This is a genomic window from Mesorhizobium sp. Cs1321R2N1 (assembly GCF_037179725.1).
GTDB lineage: Bacteria > Pseudomonadota > Alphaproteobacteria > Rhizobiales > Rhizobiaceae > Mesorhizobium > Mesorhizobium salmacidum.
Genome location: NZ_JAPYKP010000142.1, coordinates 1 through 16,591 on the forward strand (window position 1 = coordinate 1; position 16,591 = coordinate 16,591).

Below are 16,591 nucleotides of genomic sequence, written 5' to 3' on the forward strand. Positions count from 1 at the left end.
TGCGTTTCGGCATTCCCGATGGCCGCCCCGTCGGCGTCGTGCTGGCGCAGCTTGCCGCCGACGGCCGCACGCAGCGCCGCGAGCCCAATCATATCTATTCGCTGCAGCAGGCGGCCGGCATCGTCAACTATGCCTTCGACCGCATCGCGCTCGACGCCAAACAGGCCAGTGGCGAGAACGTGCGTGTCGCCGTCATCGATACCGGCATCGACGATACCAATCCGGCTCTGGCCGGGGTCATCGCCGCGCAGTTCGACGCGATGCCCGACGTCCCGATCGAAAAGCGCGACCACGGCACTTCGATCGATGGTCTGATTGCCGGCGTCGGCCCGCTGGAAGGCATGGCGCCGGGCGCGAAAATCTACCACGCGCGTGCCTTCGAGGGCGGCAAGTCGACCATGGACGTCATCCTGTCGGCGCTCGACTGGGCGGCGGACCAGAATGTCAGCATCATCAATATGAGCTTCGTCGGCCCGAAGAACGACCTGCTCGGCACCGCCTGCCGTAATGCACGGGCGCTCGGCATGGTGCTGGTCGCCGCCGCCGGCAACAACGGCCCGAAGGCGCCCTATGGCTATCCGGCCGCCTTTGACGGCGTCATCGCGGTGACGGCCACCGACGTCAGTGACGGACTGATGCCGCAGGCCAATCGCGGCGCTTATGTCTTCATCTCGGCGCCGGGCGTCGAGATGGTGGCACCGAGCGGCGCCGGCTCGGACGTAGTGACGGGCACCTCGTTTGCCGCGGCGATCGTCAGCGGCGCCATCGCCAACCTCATCCACGCCACGCCCGACCGCTCGGCCAACGACATCGAGAAGGCACTTGCAGCGACGGCGAGAGATCTCGGGCCCAAGGGGCGCGACAATGATTTCGGTTACGGGCTGCTGGATCTTAAGGCGGCCGAGGCCGTGAGGGAGTAGGTTTTTCGCTTCAGGCGTCGATTTCGTCGATCTGCGGCCGATCAACCTGTCGCCAGTCGCCGGTTCGGAATAGCAGAAGCAACGTGACTCCAAGACAAAGCCCGACGACAGCCGAACCGATTATTGCCAGCCATCGCATCAATACCGCCTGCTCATCGCCGCCAATAACCCGGTAAAGGCCGTTGATCTCGACCATTTCCGAGTTGGACAACCGCTTCTTGGGCAACGTTCGATCGGTATAGAAATATTTGGTCATGGCGTTGAATTCGAGTTCACTTCCGATGAACATTTCGGTGGGGTTCAGGTCTGACGTGACATGGCCTTCATAGGTGAGTTCCTGCGTGGAACGGACATCAACATTGTTGAAGTCCGGGGTTGTGGCGCCCGGGTGAAACCAGCCCGGCGCAAACACCGAGACCGGTCCGGAGCGGGGCAGATGCGTAATCGGCTGGTTGACGATCTCGACCACTCTCCGCTCTGCTCGCCCGGCTTCCAGATTCATTTTTTCGATGCCAGGCAACGTCCAGAAAACAGCGCCGGCCACGGTGAGCAGGAACGCCGCTAAGCCAACAGAGGCACAAGATGGCCTAAGGTGCGCGCCGGTTCGACCGTGCGGCCAGCCAAGGCAGCCGGTACGCTGGCTTCGCGCCCGCGCCGGCCGAAAACCGCGTTTGGTTGATCGATTTTCATCCGGCCAGTTTGGGATAAGCGCGCTAATGCGGGGTTAAGAGGGCACTCTGTCTTGGGGCGACCTTACAGCATGTCGCGGCGAATAGGATTCGCCCGACCTGCTGTAAGCTTCTGATTTGTGCATGTCGTTGTCCCGGAACCGAGGACACTTCCGGGCGACATGCATTAGGCCGGCGCTCCGGCGACCGATCCCCTGACCACCAGGTCGACCGGCCAGACCTCGCCGCGCGCGCCCTCCTCCAGTCCCGATATCCGCGCCGCCAGCCGCTCGGCGATGCGTGCGCCGGCCAGCCGGATCGACGAGCGCGTCGTGGACAGCGGCACGGAAAAATTCTCCGGCTTCAGCCAGGGAAAGACGTCGTCATGGGCGATCAGCGAGATGTCGCCGGGAATGCTGAGGCCAAGGTCGCGCACCGCGCGCACGACGCCGAGCGCCATGATCAGGCTGGAGCAGGCGATTGCCGTCGGCGCGCCGTCCTGTTCAAGCAGGCGCCGGGCGGCGCGATAGCCGTTCTCCTCGGTCATCACAACGGAGCAGACATGGCGATCGTCCAATGTCAGGCCGCTTGCTGCCAGCGCCCGGCGCAGGCCGCGCTCGCGATGAATGGCGAAGGTTTCCCCGTCATCGCCATTGATCAGCGCCAGCCGCCGGTGGCCGAGCTGGACGAGCAGCCGGGCGGCCTCGTGGAAAGCGCCTTCATTGTCGATGTCGAGAAAGGGATAGTCGAAGTCCAAGCCCTCGCTGCGGCCATGGACGATGAAGGGAATGCCGAGCGTATTGACCAGCGCCACGCGCCGGTCGGCGGGCCTGGGCGAAGAGATGTAGACGGCATCGACCTGCCGGTTGGCGACGACGCGCCGGTAGGTCGTCTCCTGATCGTCGGCGTCGGTCGGGGACAGGACAAGGTCGAGTTCGTGCGAGCGGGCATAGTCGCCGAGGCCGGACAGGAATTCGACGAAGTGGGGGTCGATGTCGACCGCGGCACCCGTCGGCAGCACATAGCCGATCATTCCGGACTTGCCCGTGGCCAGCCGACGCGCGCTCGGATTGGGGCGATAGCCGTGGCGCTTGGCGGCGTCCATGACGCGCCTGCGGGTTTCCTCGTTCACTTCGGGATAGCCGTTCAACGCCCGGCTTACCGTTGTCTGCGAAAGCGCCAGCATATGCGCGAGTTGCTTGAGGTTCACGAGAGGCCTCCCTGCCTCAAAGCGCTTTCAGATTGAATCGCCCCAAACACTACCCGAGATGCGGCCATATCGGAGACCATATGCGTGCCGGGGCCCGCTTTGAAACAGAAATTGCTGTTGCACCGCCAAAAAAGCATGTTGCGACGCACACTTCGGGCGCGGGCTGCTGGCAATTAAATCGATTAGTTCGTGAGCACTCTTGACTCCTGATTGATTCAATGGCGAGATCGGCAAAGCCAAAGCGCTTTGGAAGACTCTTCGAAAGGTTGCGGTTCCCTTGCGAGTGAGTCACAGTCCTGCGGCGTCGGCGGGCGGAATGGAGGTTCCGTCCTGTATGTGTGACCCACTGGGAGGAATACCGATGAAGAAGTTGCTTTTGCTGGGCGTTGCGTCTGCCGCGTTCGCCCTGAGCGCGCCCGCGCAGGCCGAACTGAAGTTCAAGCCCGGCGAAGATCAGCACTTTCACTGGGCGAATTATGAAGACCTCAAGAAAGTCGACCTCAAGGGTGAGACCTTGTCAATCTTCGGCCCATGGCGTGGCGAGGACGAGGCGCTTGTCCGGTCGGTACTCGATTATTTCTCCGAGGCCACCGGCGCAGAGGTCAAATATTCCTCGTCCGAGAATTACGAGCAGCAGATCGTCATCGACACCCAGGCCGGCAGCCCGCCCAACATCGCCGTCCTGCCGCAGCCGGGCCTCATCCAGGACCTTGCTTCCAAGGGCGTGCTGACCCCGCTCGGCGACGACGTCGCGGCCTGGGTCAAAGAGAATTACGCCGCCGGCGACTCCTGGGCCAAGCTCGGCACCTATACGGGCAAGGACGGCAAGCCGGGCTTCTATGCCTTTCCCTACAAGATCGACGTGAAGGGGCTTGTCTGGTACTCGCCCGACAATTTCGAGGAAGCCGGCTACAAGGTGCCGAAGACGCAGGAAGAACTGGCCGAGCTCGAAAAGAAGATCATCGCCGATGGCGGCAAGCCCTGGTGCATCGGCCTTGGCTCGGGCGGCGCGACCGGCTGGCCGGCGACCGACTGGGTCGAGGATATCATGCTCAGGACGCAGCCGCCTGAAGTCTACGACAAGTGGGTGAAGAACGAGATCCCGTTCACCGATCCGGCAGTGGTCAACGCCATCGACATCTTCGGCAAGATCGCCACCGACGACAAGATGGTCGACGGCGGCGCCAAGGCGGTCGCGGCGACCGACTTCCGCGACAGCCCGAAGGGCCTCTTCACCGTGCCGCCGAAGTGCTACATGCACCATCAGGCATCGTTCATCCCTTCCTTCTTCCCGGAGGGCGTGAAGCTTGGCCAGGATGCGGACTTCTTCCCCTACCCGCCCTACGCCTCCAAGCCGGAACTCGGGACGCCGCTGGAAGTGGCCGGAACGCTGGTGATGATCACCAAGGATTCCAAGGCGTCGCGCGAATTCATCAAGTTCCTGCAGATGCCGCTCGCGCATGAATTGTGGATGGCGCAGAAGAGCTTCGTCACGCCCTTCAAAGGCGCCAACAAGGACGCCTATGGCAGCGATGCGTTGAAGAAGCAGGGCGAGATCCTGGTCGGCGCCACGACGGTGCGCTTCGACGGCTCCGACCTGATGCCCGGCAAGGTGGGCGCCGGCTCCTTCTGGACCGGCATGATCGACCTGGTCGGCGGCAAGTCCGCCCAGGACGTCGCAACCGACATCCAGAAGAGCTGGGACGCAATCAAGTAGGCCGCTGCGGCGCGACCTGATCCTTCCTGATCCTCCTACTGGATCCGGGCTACGGCCCGGATCCGACCGGCGGTGCATGCCGGAAGCCTTCGCGTTTCGATTGTTCGGAACAACTGAAAGTCGGCGTATCCAGTCGCCAGCACCGCCTGGCCGGTCATGCGCAGGGAGAGGGACCCATGGCGACTCAGATTTTCTCGGCAATATTCGTCATCATCATCGGCGTCGGCGGCTGCGTCGCCTATTTCTGGGGCGCCAACAAACTGCTCGACCTGATCTTCCCCTCGCGTGGGGTGTCCGGGACGGCCGCCGTCAACAATCTGCGCCGGCAGGGATTGGTGCGGCCCTGGTTGTTCGTGGGTCCGGCGCTGATCATCCTGACCATCTACCTGATCTATCCGGTGATCGCGACGCTGTGGCTGTCTTTCTTCGACCGCGGCGGCACGAGTTTCGTGGGGTCCGCCAACTACGAGTGGGCGCTGCGCGATCCGGATCTGCGAAACGCCATCCGGAACAACATCCTGTGGCTGGCGGTGGTGCCGGCGGCCTGCACCTTCCTCGGCCTGATCATCGCCGTGCTCACCGACAAGATATGGTGGGGCACGATCGCCAAGAGCCTGATCTTCCTGCCGCTGGCGATCTCCTTCGTCGGCGCCAGCGTGATCTGGAAGTTCATCTACGAATATCGTGGCGAGGGCCAGATCCAGATCGGACTGCTCAACGCCATCATCCAGTATTTCGGCGGCCAGCCGCAGGTCTGGATATCGCTGCCGCTCTGGAACAATTTCTTCCTGATGATCATCCTGATCTGGATCCAGACCGGCTTCGCCATGGTCATCCTCTCCTCGGCGCTGCGCGGCATCCCCGAAGAAACACTGGAAGCGGCGGTCATAGACGGCGCCAATCCATTCCAGATCTTCTGGAAGATCATGGTGCCGCAGATCTGGGGCACCATCGCGGTGGTATGGACCACCATCACCATCCTGGTGCTGAAGGTGTTCGACATCGTCCTGACCATGACCAACGGTCAATGGAACAGCCAGGTGCTGGCCAATCTGATGTTCGACTGGATGTTCCGGGGCGGCGGCGATTTCGGCCGCGGCGCGACCATTGCCATCATCATCATGATCGCCGTCATTCCGATCATGATTTGGAACATCCGCCAGGCCAACAAAGAGACGGGAGGGCACTGAGATGGCCGTCGCGACCGGAAATTCCTTCGCCAGCCGTTTCGGCGTCCATATCGCGGTGCTCGTTTTCGTGGTGATCTGGACCATCCCCACGCTCGGCATCCTCGTCTCGTCGATACGCGACAAGGATCAGATCATCGCCTCGGGCTGGTGGAATTCGTTCGCCAGTTCCAGCCAGACCGAAGCCGGCCGCCTGCCGGCCGCCTCCACACAAGTCGAGAAGGACGGCAAGTTCGTTCTCCAGGGAAACATCTTCGGCGATGGGGCCAAGCGCGGCATCAGTGCCTTCGGCGTCAAGGCGGCGGCACCGACGCAGTATCCTGCCGGCACATCAGCCGATCTCGGCGACGGCGTCACCCTGCAACTCAACGCCGACGGCAGCTTCGTCATGACCTCGCCCAAGGCATTCGAGGGCGACCGGGGCCAGCGCATCTACTACGCCTCGTCGGCGCCGCCGAAATTCACCCCCGAAAACTATCAGACCGTGCTGTTCTCCGAAGGCATCGGCCGCTCCTTCATGAATTCGCTGACGGTCACCATCCCGGCGACCGTCATCCCGATCCTGATCGCGGCCTTTGCCGCCTATGCGCTGGCCTGGATGCGCTTTCCAGGCCGCGCGCTCTTGATCGCTGTCGTCATCGGCCTGCTGGTGGTGCCGCTGCAGATGTCGCTCATCCCGCTCCTGAAGCTCTACAACGGCGTCGGGACGTTCTTCGGGGTGCCGTCCAAGACCTATCTCGGCATCTGGCTGGCGCATACCGGTTTCGGCCTGCCCTTCGCCATCTATCTGTTGCGCAGCTATATTGCCGGCCTGCCGCGCGAGATCATGGAATCGGCGCGCATCGACGGCGCCAGCGATTTCGAGATCTTCGTCAAGATCGTGCTGCCGCTGTCTTTCCCGGTGCTTGCCTCCTTCGCCATCTTCCAATTCCTGTGGGTATGGAACGATCTCCTGGTGGCAATGGTTTTCCTCGGAACGGCGCCCGATCAGATCGTGCTGACGGCCAAGCTCAATGCGCTGCTCGGCTCGCGTGGCGGCAACTGGGAGATCCTGACGACATCGGCCTTCATCACCATCATCGTGCCGCTGATCGTCTTCTTCTCGCTGCAGCGTTATTTCGTCCGCGGGCTGCTGGCCGGCTCGGTGAAAGGAGGTTGAAACAATGCAATCGGCTTTGAAGGCGACTTCGAAACCAGACCCCGCCATTGATCGCGACTGGTGGCGGGGCGCGGTGATCTACCAGATCTATCCGCGTAGCTATCAGGACTCCAACAGCGACGGCATCGGTGACCTCAAGGGCATCATCGGCAGGCTGCCCTACATTGCCGCCCTTGGCGCGGATGCCATCTGGATCTCGCCTTTCTTCAAATCGCCAATGAAGGATTTCGGCTACGACGTCTCGGATTATTGTGACGTCGACCCGATGTTCGGCACGCTGGCTGACTTCGACGCGCTGACGGCGGAGGCGCACCGGCTGGGTCTCAAGGTGATGATCGACGAGGTGCTGTCGCATACCGCCGATATCCATCCCTGGTTCATGGAAAGTCGCTCGAGCCGCACCAATCCGAAGGCCGACTGGTATGTCTGGGCCGACGCAAGGCCCGACGGCACGCCGCCCAACAACTGGCTGTCGATCTTCGGCGGCTCGGCGTGGCAATGGGACACCAGCCGCCAGCAATATTACCTGCACAATTTCCTGGCCGAGCAGCCCGACCTCAACTTCCATAGCCGCCAAGTCCAGGACGCGCTGCTCGACGTCACCCGCTTTTGGCTGGAGCGCGGCGTCGACGGCTTCCGTCTCGACACTATCAATTTCTACTTCCACAGCCAGGGGCTGGAAAACAATCCGCCGCTGCCGCCGGACGAGCGCAACGACCAGACCGCGCCCGCGGTCAATCCCTACAACTACCAGGATCATATCTACGACAAGAGCCGGCCGGAGAACCTCGCTTTCCTCGAGCGCTTCAGGGCGCTGCTCGACGAGTATCCGGCGACCGCCGCGGTCGGCGAAGTCGGCGATTCGCAGCGCGGGCTGGACGTGGTCGCCGCCTATACCGCCGGCGGCAAGCGCGTGCATATGTGCTATTCCTTCGACTTCCTGGCGCCGGAAAAGATCAGCGCCGCCAAGGTGCGCTCGGTGCTGGAAGCCTTTGGCAGGGTGGCCAGCGACGGCTGGTCGTGCTGGGCATTTTCCAACCATGACGTGATGCGCCCCGCCTCGCGCTGGGCCGCCGACGAAGCCAACCCGTCGGCCTATCTCAAGGTCATCTCGGCATTGCTGATGTCGCTGCGCGGCTCGGTCTGCATCTACCAGGGCGAAGAACTCGGGCTCGGCGAGGCCGACCTGCGCTTCGAGGACCTGCAGGATCCCTACGGCATCCGCTTCTGGCCGGAATTCAAGGGCCGCGACGGCTGCCGCACGCCCATGGTGTGGGATGGCGGCGCCAGGAATGGCGGCTTCTCCCCGGCAAAACCCTGGCTGCCGGTGCCGGCCAAGCATCTGTCGCAGGCGGTCAACGTGCAGCAAGGCGACGAGACCTCCCTGCTTGAGCATTACCGGCGCTTTCTCGCCTTCCGCCACGCCCATCCGGCGCTGGCCAAGGGCGACATCACCTTCATCGAAAGCGAGGGCGACACCGTCGCCTTCACCCGCCGGGCGGGCAATGAGGAGGTCGTCTGCGTCTTCAATCTGGGCGCCAGATCGGCGAAGGTTGACCTCGGCAACCGAACCCTGCAACCTTTGGCGGGACACGGGTTTTCCGGGCAGGCGAGCACCGGTTCGGTCGAACTTGGCGGTTACGACGCTTGGTTCGGACGCATAGGCTGAAACATCTGAGGAATCACTGGAGGAAATCAATGGCCGATGTCAATTTGAGACAAGTGAAGAAGTCCTACGGCAATCTCAATATTCTCCACGGCATCGACCTCGACATCAAATCGGGTGAATTCATCGTCTTCGTCGGCCCGTCGGGCTGCGGCAAGTCGACCTTGCTGCGCTCGATCGCCGGGCTTGAGGAAATCACCTCGGGTGAACTCAGGATCGACGGTCAGGTGGTCAACGACGTGCCGCCGTCGAAGCGCGGCATCGCCATGGTGTTCCAGTCCTATGCGCTCTATCCGCACATGACCGTCTACGACAACATGGCCTTCTCGATGAAGATCGGCAAGGAAAGCAAGGCCGAGATCGACAAGCGGGTACGGCAGGCGGCCGAGATCCTGCAGTTGACCAAATATCTCGACCGCCTGCCCAAGGCGATGTCGGGCGGCCAGCGCCAGCGTGTCGCCATCGGCCGCGCCATCGTGCGCAATCCGAAAGTGTTCCTGTTCGACGAACCGCTGTCGAACCTTGACGCGGCGCTGCGCGTCGCCACGCGCATCGAGATCGCCAAGCTCAAGGAATCGATGCCCAACACGACTATGATCTATGTCACGCACGACCAGGTCGAGGCGATGACGCTGGCCGACCGCATCGTCGTGCTGAAGGATGGCCACATCGAGCAGGTCGGCACGCCGATGGAGCTCTACAAGAGCCCCGGCAACCTCTTCGTCGCCCAGTTCATCGGCTCACCGGCCATGAATATCCTGCCGGCGGCGGTCGACAAGACGGGCAATCCGACCATCGTCAGTCATGTCGGCGGCCGCAAGGCGACGGTACCGATCGCGACGCCTGCTTCGGCAAAAGGAGCGGCGGTCAGCTTCGGCGTGCGGCCGGAAGATCTCGCGATCGCCAGTGGCAGCGATTATCTGTTCGAGGGGACGGTCGATTATCTCGAGCAGCTCGGTGAGGTTCAGCTGGTCTATATCGACATCGGCCGTGCCGACCTGCCGCTGGTGACCAAGTTGCCGGGCAATGTCGAGGTCAAGCGCGGCTCGACGCTGCGGCTGACCGCCAATGCCGGAGATCTTCATATCTTCGATGCGGATGGACGGTCGTTCGCCCTGCAGGAAGCGGAAGCAAAAGCCGCCTGAGACCACAAGCTGTCTCGACAACGCAAAAAGAGAGCGGCGGGCAAGCCCGCCGCTCTCTTTTGTATATTACCACGGCTGGTTAGTTGTTGCCGAAGAGGTTGCGGTCTGCGCCCTGAGGGGCGGACTTCTGTACGTCGCCCGACGAATTGAGCAGCTTGTAGACAGGCGATTCGCTCTTGCGGATCGAGCCCGTATGCGAGGTGTCGACGTTGACGGTCGCCTGCTTGTTGATGTCGGTGCCGCCAACGTTGTCGTTGCCGGCATAGGCGCTGCCAGCGGCAATCAGAAGAGCGGCGGCGGTAAGAACAATCTTTTTCATTTTGGTACTCCGATTTTTTCGAATTCAAGGGGCGGGCTGAGCGCGCCGTCCTTGCTTGAAGAGATGTTAGTTGTTGCCGAACAGGTTGCGATCGGCGCCGTGCTGGACGGGCTCCTGGCTGGCAGGAGCCGACTTGTCGACCGACGCGGTGTACGAGTTGTCCACCGCGGCGGCAGGCTGGTTGGCACCGTTGGAGCCATAGTTGTCGCTGGCAAAAGCGCTGCCGGAAATGGCCAGAACGGCGGCGGCGGCAATAAGGATCTTGTTCATTTTAGGTACTCCTGAATTTCTTGAATTCCGCCGGATCGGCGGGCAAGCCCGCCAATCCGTGGGGACAGGCCGTTAGCGGCCGAAGAGGTTGCGATCGCTGCCCTGAGCAGGCGTCTGAGCAACAGGCTCCGACGTCTTGGTGGAGGTGGAAGCGGTGTACGAACTGTCCACCGCGGCAGCAGGCTGGTTGGCGCCGTTCGAACCGTAATTGTCGCTACCAGCGAAGGCGCTGCCGGAAACAGCCAGAAGGGCGGCGGCAGTGAGAATGATCTTTTTCATTTTTTGGTACTCCAGTATTTTTCCGTCCGTCTAGCGGCGTGTCTTGGGATTAAATCGCGTCGTTCGGACAGCCCCGATGTGGGAGAGCACCCTTGCCGTTTCCAATCACGAAGTTGTTCAGCGTGGACCATGACTCCACCACTTGAAATTGTACCAGCGCCTTCCGCATCTCTTATTTTATCTTGTGATATCAGTTAGTTACGTTAAAACAGCGTCCTGATCACCAACTGTGTCGGAGGCTCGGCGTTCACAGCGTCTTGCACGCACCGTCAACAGAAACGAACCGTTCGGTTCGATTTTAGCCTCCTCTAATAGTCACTTTTTGAAACTGTTAACCTATTTGCTGCCGGCAAAGGGGTCGGCGCGGCTTGGCGACAGAAGGCGATTCCAATCGGCTACAAGCCTGTCATGACGATCCAGCATGCGTGTCGCGCCGCATGGATGCGATGTCGCTTTCATGCCGATGTCGCAAAGTCTGTCGTGGTTAGATCAGGCATCTCAGGTGCCGCTGCGTGACGACGGAGCGGAGAATTGGGAAGCCGGTCAGATTCCGGCGCTGCCCCCGCAACGGTGGTGGAGTTCAAGTCGCAACGGGAGACCACTGGGCGAAAGCCTGGGAAGGTGTCGCGATGGTCCGCAAGGGACAACTCCAGAGCCCGGAAACCAGCCCGAGATCGCTAGAACTCGACTGATCGCGGTGGGCGGTCAAGAGGCGGATGGTGTCTGTCCGGCTTTTCGCCGATCTGCGCCCAGTCCTTCCTCAATCACCACCAGTTCAGTCCTTGAAACTGAGGACAGGACATGGACGCGCGCAACGACATGCTGAGGCTCTTGAACAGCCGCAGACAAGGCTTTTCGCTGGAACAGCCCTTTTACACCGACCCGGACTACTTCAAGCTCGACATGGAGTTGATCTGGTATCGCGACTGGCTGTTCATCGGCCATGATTGCGAATTGCCCAAGCCGGGCAGCTTCATCACCATGCAGATCGGCGATTATCCGGTCGTGCTGGTGCGCGATCAGCAGGGCAAGATCAACGCCTTCCACAATTCCTGCCGCCATCGCGGCAGCCGCGTCTGCAATTCCGACAAGGGCACGGCCGCCAAGCTGGTCTGTCCCTATCACCAATGGACCTACGAGCTCGACGGCCGGCTGCTGTTCGCCCGCCAGATGGCCGATGGGTTCGACAAGAGCCAGTTCGGCCTGAAGCCGGTCGCCTGCGAAAGCGTCGCCGGCCATGTCTTCATCTGCCTGGCCAAGGAGCCAGCCGACTTCGCGCCGATGCGGGCGATGATCGAGCCCTACCTTTTGCCGCACCGGCTGCGTGAGGCAAAAGTCGCCTTCGAGAGCACCATCATCGAGAAGGGCAACTGGAAGCTGGTCTGGGAGAACAACCGCGAATGCTATCATTGCGCCGGCAACCATCCCGAACTCTGCAAGACCTTCCCGGAAGCACCGACGGTGACGGGCGTCCAAGGCGCCGACAGCGACCCGGAGATGCTGGCGCACTGGGCGAAATGCGAAGCGGCCGGCCTGCCGAGCAAGTTCCGCATCGATCCGGCCGGCCAGTATCGCGCGACCCGCGCGCCGCTGCTGCGCGATGCCGTCAGCTACACGATGACGGGAAAGCGCGCGGTCGAGAGGAATCTTTCCGACAGCGTTTCAACCAACCGCATCGGTTCGTTGCTGCTTTACCACTATCCGACGACCTGGAACCACATCCTGGGCGACCACGCCGTCACCTTCCGAGTGCTGCCGATCAGCGCCACGGAAACGGCGGTGACGACCAAATGGCTGGTGCACAAGGATGCGGTCGAGGGCGTCGATTACGATCTCGCAGAACTCACCCATGTCTGGACCGAGACCAACGACCAGGATCGCCGCATCGTCGAGGAAAACGCCTTCGGCATCCTGTCGCCGGCCTACGAGCCAGGCCCCTATTCGGAGATGCATGAGGGCGGCGTGATCCAGTTCGTCGAGTGGTACGCATCCTTCATCGGGCCACGGCTTGCCGAAGGCGGCCGGCCGGCCCTGCGCAGCGTTGCCTAAGGCATATCGCTAGAGACGGCGGTTTTGGACATGCGCGGAACAAAAGGGACAAGAGGATGAATGCGATGACGGATCTCGGCCTCTATCGCCATCTCGACCAGATGGCGCCCTGGAACGACAGGTTGCAGGTGCTGGAAGTGACCGGCGTCACCGACGAGGCGCCCGACGTGAAGACCTTCACCTTCCGGTCCGACAACCAGACCTGGTTCCGCTACAAGCCGGGCCAGTTCGTGACGCTGGAATTGCCGACACCGGACGGGCCGCTGATGCGCACCTATACGCTGTCATCGTCACCGTCGCGGCCATTCTCGATCGCGGTGACGGTGAAGGCGCAGGTGGGCAGCATCGGCACACGCTGGATGTTCGATCACCTGGCGCCGGGCTCGCACGTCAAGGCCTATGGACCAGGCGGCGACTTTTCACTGCACAGCCATCCGGCGGCGAAATATCTGTTCATCTCGGCCGGATCCGGCGTGACGCCGATGATGTCGATGCTGCGCTGGCTGAACGACTGCGCGCCATGGACCGATGTCGGCTTCGTCAACTGCGCGCGGCGCCCGGAAGAGATCATCTTCCGCAAGGAGCTGGAGCTGCTCGGCGGCCACATGCCGGGCCTGTCGCTCGGCTTCATGATCGAGGAACGGTCGAGCCGCGAGGGCTGGTATGGCCATATGGGCCGCATCGACGCTATCCGGCTGCCGCTGCTGGCGCCGGATTTCCGCGAACGCGAAATCTTCTGCTGCGGCCCCGACCCCTTCATGCGCGCCGTGCGCGGCATGCTCGAAGCCGCCGGCTTCGACATGGCAAAGTACCATCAGGAGAGCTTTGCCGCGCCGACCGTTGAGGAAATCCCGGTGCCATTCGCGGCGCCGGCGCAGGACGGTGTGGCTGTCCCCGTCGAAGCCGCAACGCCGATCCGCTTCGCGCTTTCGGACGTCGACGCCGACTGTGTCGCCGGCCAGACCGTGTTGCAGACGGCGCGTGCTTCGGGCGTGCGGATACCGGCGGCCTGCGAATTCGGCCTGTGCGGAACCTGCAAGGTGAAGAAAGTCTCCGGCAGCGTCGAGATGAGCCACAATGGCGGCATCCTCGATCACGAGATCGACGATGGCTTCATCCTGGCCTGCTGTTCAAAGCCACTGTCGGCATTGGAAATCGAGGCTTGATCCGCCCGGCCTTCGACTGATCCGGGAATGGTCCGCGCCTTGCCGGCACGGTCGGATCGGCCTCAAAATGCACACCCTACGAAAAAGAGCCGAGGGCACAATCGCGGCAGTCGTTCCTCTATGACGATGATGTCCGGCTGTCAGCCATCATCGAGGTCTCGCGTTCGCGGGCTCTTATGTCGGCAAGCATCCATGCCGACAGGGACAAGGGCACCAATACGCCGATGCCAAGCCCGATACCGTTCACCAGATGGGCGATGGCAGGGTAGAGCCAGACGAGCGCCAGGAAAATCCGGGGCATGTTGGCGCGCGTCGAAAAAAGGTAGGCCACGGCGACGGCAAGACCGACCGTGTCGTAGCTGTAGCCGTACGGCGTCGCGACCGTTGCCAGCACGGCGGTGAGGACCACTCTTTCGCCGTGCTCGACCTGCCGCCAAGGCAACCAGACCCAGATGGAGGCACAGATTGCGGCAATGGTCGCAACGGCTTGCATCACATAGGCCACCGTCAGTCCGGCGCCGCATGCGCGCGCCAGGAAGAACATGGTTGCGGCATTGGCCTGGTAGGGTTGCGGATAGGGCGCCTCCAGGATTGCCGTCATCAGGGGGCGGGTTTCGGTCCAGAACAGATGCCAGACGTCGAACCCGAGCGAGAGCCCGGTCAAAATGAACAGCGTGGCAGATGACAGGGCCGCGGCGGCGATGGCACGCCAGTTGCCGCCGGCCAGCAGGCAGAACGGCACCAGAATGCCCAGATGCGGCTTGATCGTCAGCAAACCGAACAGCAGCCCAGCCAGGATTGGCCGTTTTGGCGCCACGGCCAGCCCGCCAATGAGAAGAGCCGTCGTCAGGGCACCGTTCTGGCCGAAGATGGCGTTGATGAAGACGGCCGGACACACAAGGACGGCCGCTTCGGCCCGCGTGCCCAGCTTCAGCGGCCGCACCGCCAGCCACAGGCAGAAGAGGGTGCCGAAAGTCCAGATGAAATAGGCGGGAAAGATCGGCAGCAGCGCGAGCGGCGCGCCGAAGACCAGGATGCTGGGCGGGTAACTCCATTCCTGGTTGGGAAGATCGGGCGAAAACATCCGCCGCAGGGCCGCGCGATAGCTGTCGACGTCAAACAGCCAGGCTACATGGCCGTCGAGCGCCATGCGTCCGCCGGCCCACAGATTGGTGAAATCCCAATAGGGCAGCCGGTCACTGAGCTCGGAGAAGCCGTGCTCGTCGAAGGTCCACAAGGCAAGATAGTAGCGCAGCCCGATCAGGATTCCGGTGCACAGCACAAGTGCCGCGAAACGGATATCGGATCGAAAAGGGGCAGTCTGGTTGACTGGTGCCATTGCGCTGTTTTCCAAGACCCTGGCAGTCTTGATAGGGGGCGCGCGTTAAGATCGGCTTATTTGGAGGTCTCGTCGGGCTTCGTCACCCGCCGCAGCGTCAGATTGATCCTGCCGCCGTTTTTGAGCAGCGCCGAGGTCGAAGGGTAGATGCGGTCGACGCCATGGAAGGCAAGGCGACCCTCGCCGCCAAGCACGACGACATCGCCGCTTTTCAGCCTGAACGATTTGGTAGCGCCATCGCGCGTTGTCTGGCCGACCCTGAACAGGCAATCGTCACCCAGCGAGACAGAGACGACGGGTGCCGAGAAATCGGCCTCGTCGCGATCCTGATGCAGGCCCATCTTCGCATCAGGCGTGTAGAAATTGACCAGGCAGGCCTCCGGCGGATTGGGATAACCCGACACTTGCCGCCACAGGTCGAGCAGGCTGTCGGGGATAGGCGGCCAAGGCTCTCCGGTCAGCGGATGCGTCGGCTGGTAGCGATAGCCGCGTTCCTTGTCGGTGACCCAGCCGAGCGGACCGCAATTGGTCATGCGCACGCTCATCTCCTTGCCGGTCCGCGGCATGGCCGGCACGAACAGCGGCGCTTGCTGGACGATGCTCCTCACCTCCTCGACCAGCACCTCCTGGACGGCGCGGGACAGATGGGCCGGCATGTGGCGTACGCCCTTGGGCAGAACGAGCATGGATTTGGCTCATGTGAATGGTTCGGAGCCCAGCATGCCACCAGCGGACGAAAACGGCGACCCGAAAGCCGTCGTGGTTTTTGCCAGATGCCGCGCGCCGAATTCGTCTTTCCATTCGCCAATGGCGGTTGACGAATAAAGACGAAGCGCCGCTGGTAATGCAACGCCGCGCGACCTTTCGGACGCACGGCGCACTGATTTCTGCCCTGTGGCTCAGCCAAGCTCGGGAATACGCAGGACCCGGCCCGGATAGATCTTGTCGGGATGGGTCAGCATCGGCTTGTTGGCTTCGAAGATGACCGTGTTCTTGGCGCCCTGGCCCTTGCCATAGCTCTTTTCGGCGATCTTCCAGAGATTGTCGCCCTTCTGGACGGTGTAGAAGGTCGGCTCCTTGGCAGGGGCCGCCGTGCCGGAAGCCGGCGCGACCTGCAACTCGTCAGCCTGCACCTTGGAGACGCCCAGCGTGTTGCCGACGGCAATGACCGCCTTTTCGAAGATCGACTGGTCCTTGACCACACCCTTCAGCACCGCCGTATCGCCCTGGATGACGACCTGCACGCCATCGGTACCGAGCTTGTGTGAATCGAGCTCTTTCTTGAGCGTGTCGGCGGTGGGCGCGGCTTCCTCTTCGCCGCCGATGCCGAGCTTCTTGCCGACGCTCTTGACGAAATCGAACATACCCATCTCTAGGGCGTAGTGACGATTTAACTACCTGAGCCAGATAGCGATAGCGGCAAGTTTGACAAAGCCCATGAAGTTGGCGAGCAACTTGTCGTATCGTGTTGCGACGCGGCGGAACTGTTTGAGTTTG

Annotated in this window: 16 protein-coding genes, 1 pseudogene and 1 riboswitch; of the genes and pseudogenes, 8 read left to right on the top strand and 9 right to left on the bottom strand. The window is 62.1% G+C overall.

Going from position 1 to position 16,591, the window contains the following annotated elements; genetic code table 11:
* Nucleotides 1-920: S8 family serine peptidase (locus O7A61_RS26140; RefSeq protein WP_337132266.1), on the top strand; the 920-nt coding region annotated here is incomplete at its 5' end.
* Between the two features lie 10 nt (nucleotides 921-930).
* Here the strand turns inward: O7A61_RS26140 and O7A61_RS26145 are convergent.
* A complete protein-coding gene (locus O7A61_RS26145) occupies nucleotides 931-1,464 on the bottom strand; it encodes a hypothetical protein (protein WP_337132267.1) in 534 nt (177 codons plus the stop codon).
* A 311-nt stretch (nucleotides 1,465-1,775) separates the two neighbouring features.
* Complete coding sequence (locus O7A61_RS26150; protein WP_140506803.1) at nucleotides 1,776-2,798, bottom strand: LacI family DNA-binding transcriptional regulator; 1,023 nt, start codon at nucleotides 2,796-2,798, stop codon at nucleotides 1,776-1,778.
* A 361-nt stretch (nucleotides 2,799-3,159) separates the two neighbouring features.
* Here O7A61_RS26150 and O7A61_RS26155 point away from each other — a divergent pair, with 361 nt between their 5' ends.
* From O7A61_RS26155 to O7A61_RS26175, 5 genes are all read left to right on the top strand, one after another.
* The gene (locus O7A61_RS26155; RefSeq protein ID WP_140506805.1) at nucleotides 3,160-4,515 is read left to right on the top strand and encodes an ABC transporter substrate-binding protein; all 1,356 of its coding nucleotides are present in this window, start codon (nucleotides 3,160-3,162) and stop codon (nucleotides 4,513-4,515) included.
* 176 nt (nucleotides 4,516-4,691) lie between these two features.
* Complete coding sequence (locus tag O7A61_RS26160; protein WP_337132268.1) at nucleotides 4,692-5,705, top strand: carbohydrate ABC transporter permease; 1,014 nt, start codon at nucleotides 4,692-4,694, stop codon at nucleotides 5,703-5,705.
* Nucleotide 5,706: 1 nt separating this feature from the next.
* Nucleotides 5,707-6,861 carry a carbohydrate ABC transporter permease gene (locus tag O7A61_RS26165; RefSeq protein ID WP_337132269.1) on the top strand — a complete coding sequence of 385 codons (1,155 nt, stop codon included), beginning with the start codon at nucleotides 5,707-5,709 and terminating at the stop codon, nucleotides 6,859-6,861.
* 4 nt (nucleotides 6,862-6,865) lie between these two features.
* Nucleotides 6,866-8,530: a beta-galactosidase BglA gene (bglA, locus tag O7A61_RS26170; protein WP_337132270.1), complete on the top strand. Its 1,665-nt coding sequence runs from the start codon at nucleotides 6,866-6,868 to the stop codon at nucleotides 8,528-8,530.
* Nucleotides 8,531-8,559: 29 nt separating this feature from the next.
* On the top strand, nucleotides 8,560-9,672 hold the full coding sequence (locus O7A61_RS26175; RefSeq protein ID WP_337132271.1) for an ABC transporter ATP-binding protein: 1,113 nt from the start codon (nucleotides 8,560-8,562) through the stop codon (nucleotides 9,670-9,672).
* Between the two features lie 79 nt (nucleotides 9,673-9,751).
* Here the strand turns inward: O7A61_RS26175 and O7A61_RS26180 are convergent, their stop codons facing one another.
* From O7A61_RS26180 to O7A61_RS26190, 3 genes are all read right to left on the bottom strand, one after another.
* Entirely contained in the window at nucleotides 9,752-9,991 is a 240-nt protein-coding gene (locus tag O7A61_RS26180; RefSeq protein ID WP_027143899.1) for a DUF680 domain-containing protein, read from the bottom strand.
* 66 nt (nucleotides 9,992-10,057) lie between these two features.
* The gene (locus tag O7A61_RS26185; RefSeq protein WP_140716316.1) at nucleotides 10,058-10,261 is read right to left on the bottom strand and encodes a DUF680 domain-containing protein; all 204 of its coding nucleotides are present in this window, start codon (nucleotides 10,259-10,261) and stop codon (nucleotides 10,058-10,060) included.
* A gap of 72 nt (nucleotides 10,262-10,333) precedes the next feature.
* The gene (locus O7A61_RS26190) at nucleotides 10,334-10,540 is read right to left on the bottom strand and encodes a DUF680 domain-containing protein (RefSeq protein WP_337104582.1); all 207 of its coding nucleotides are present in this window, start codon (nucleotides 10,538-10,540) and stop codon (nucleotides 10,334-10,336) included.
* Between the two features lie 483 nt (nucleotides 10,541-11,023).
* Nucleotides 11,024-11,226, top strand: a riboswitch (cobalamin riboswitch).
* A gap of 115 nt (nucleotides 11,227-11,341) precedes the next feature.
* On the opposite strand from O7A61_RS26190, the gene O7A61_RS26195 reads away from it, so the two are divergent.
* Nucleotides 11,342-12,589, top strand: coding sequence for an aromatic ring-hydroxylating oxygenase subunit alpha (locus O7A61_RS26195; RefSeq protein ID WP_337132272.1), 1,248 nt, complete (start codon nucleotides 11,342-11,344; stop codon nucleotides 12,587-12,589).
* 65 nt (nucleotides 12,590-12,654) lie between these two features.
* A complete protein-coding gene (locus O7A61_RS26200) occupies nucleotides 12,655-13,755 on the top strand; it encodes a hybrid-cluster NAD(P)-dependent oxidoreductase (protein ID WP_027143895.1) in 1,101 nt (366 codons plus the stop codon).
* Nucleotides 13,756-13,873: 118 nt separating this feature from the next.
* Here O7A61_RS26200 and O7A61_RS26205 read toward each other — a convergent pair whose 3' ends face one another.
* From O7A61_RS26205 to O7A61_RS26220, 4 genes and pseudogenes are all read right to left on the bottom strand, one after another.
* Nucleotides 13,874-15,094 (bottom strand): glycosyltransferase family 87 protein, encoded by a 1,221-nt coding sequence (locus tag O7A61_RS26205; RefSeq protein ID WP_337132273.1) that lies wholly within the window; start codon nucleotides 15,092-15,094, stop codon nucleotides 13,874-13,876.
* 56 nt (nucleotides 15,095-15,150) lie between these two features.
* The gene (locus O7A61_RS26210) at nucleotides 15,151-15,780 is read right to left on the bottom strand and encodes an alpha-ketoglutarate-dependent dioxygenase AlkB family protein (protein WP_027143893.1); all 630 of its coding nucleotides are present in this window, start codon (nucleotides 15,778-15,780) and stop codon (nucleotides 15,151-15,153) included.
* A gap of 213 nt (nucleotides 15,781-15,993) precedes the next feature.
* On the bottom strand, nucleotides 15,994-16,464 hold the full coding sequence (lysM, locus tag O7A61_RS26215; protein ID WP_337132274.1) for a peptidoglycan-binding protein LysM: 471 nt from the start codon (nucleotides 16,462-16,464) through the stop codon (nucleotides 15,994-15,996).
* Between the two features lie 24 nt (nucleotides 16,465-16,488).
* A pseudogene (locus O7A61_RS26220) lies at nucleotides 16,489-16,591 on the bottom strand (IS5/IS1182 family transposase); the annotation flags it as partial.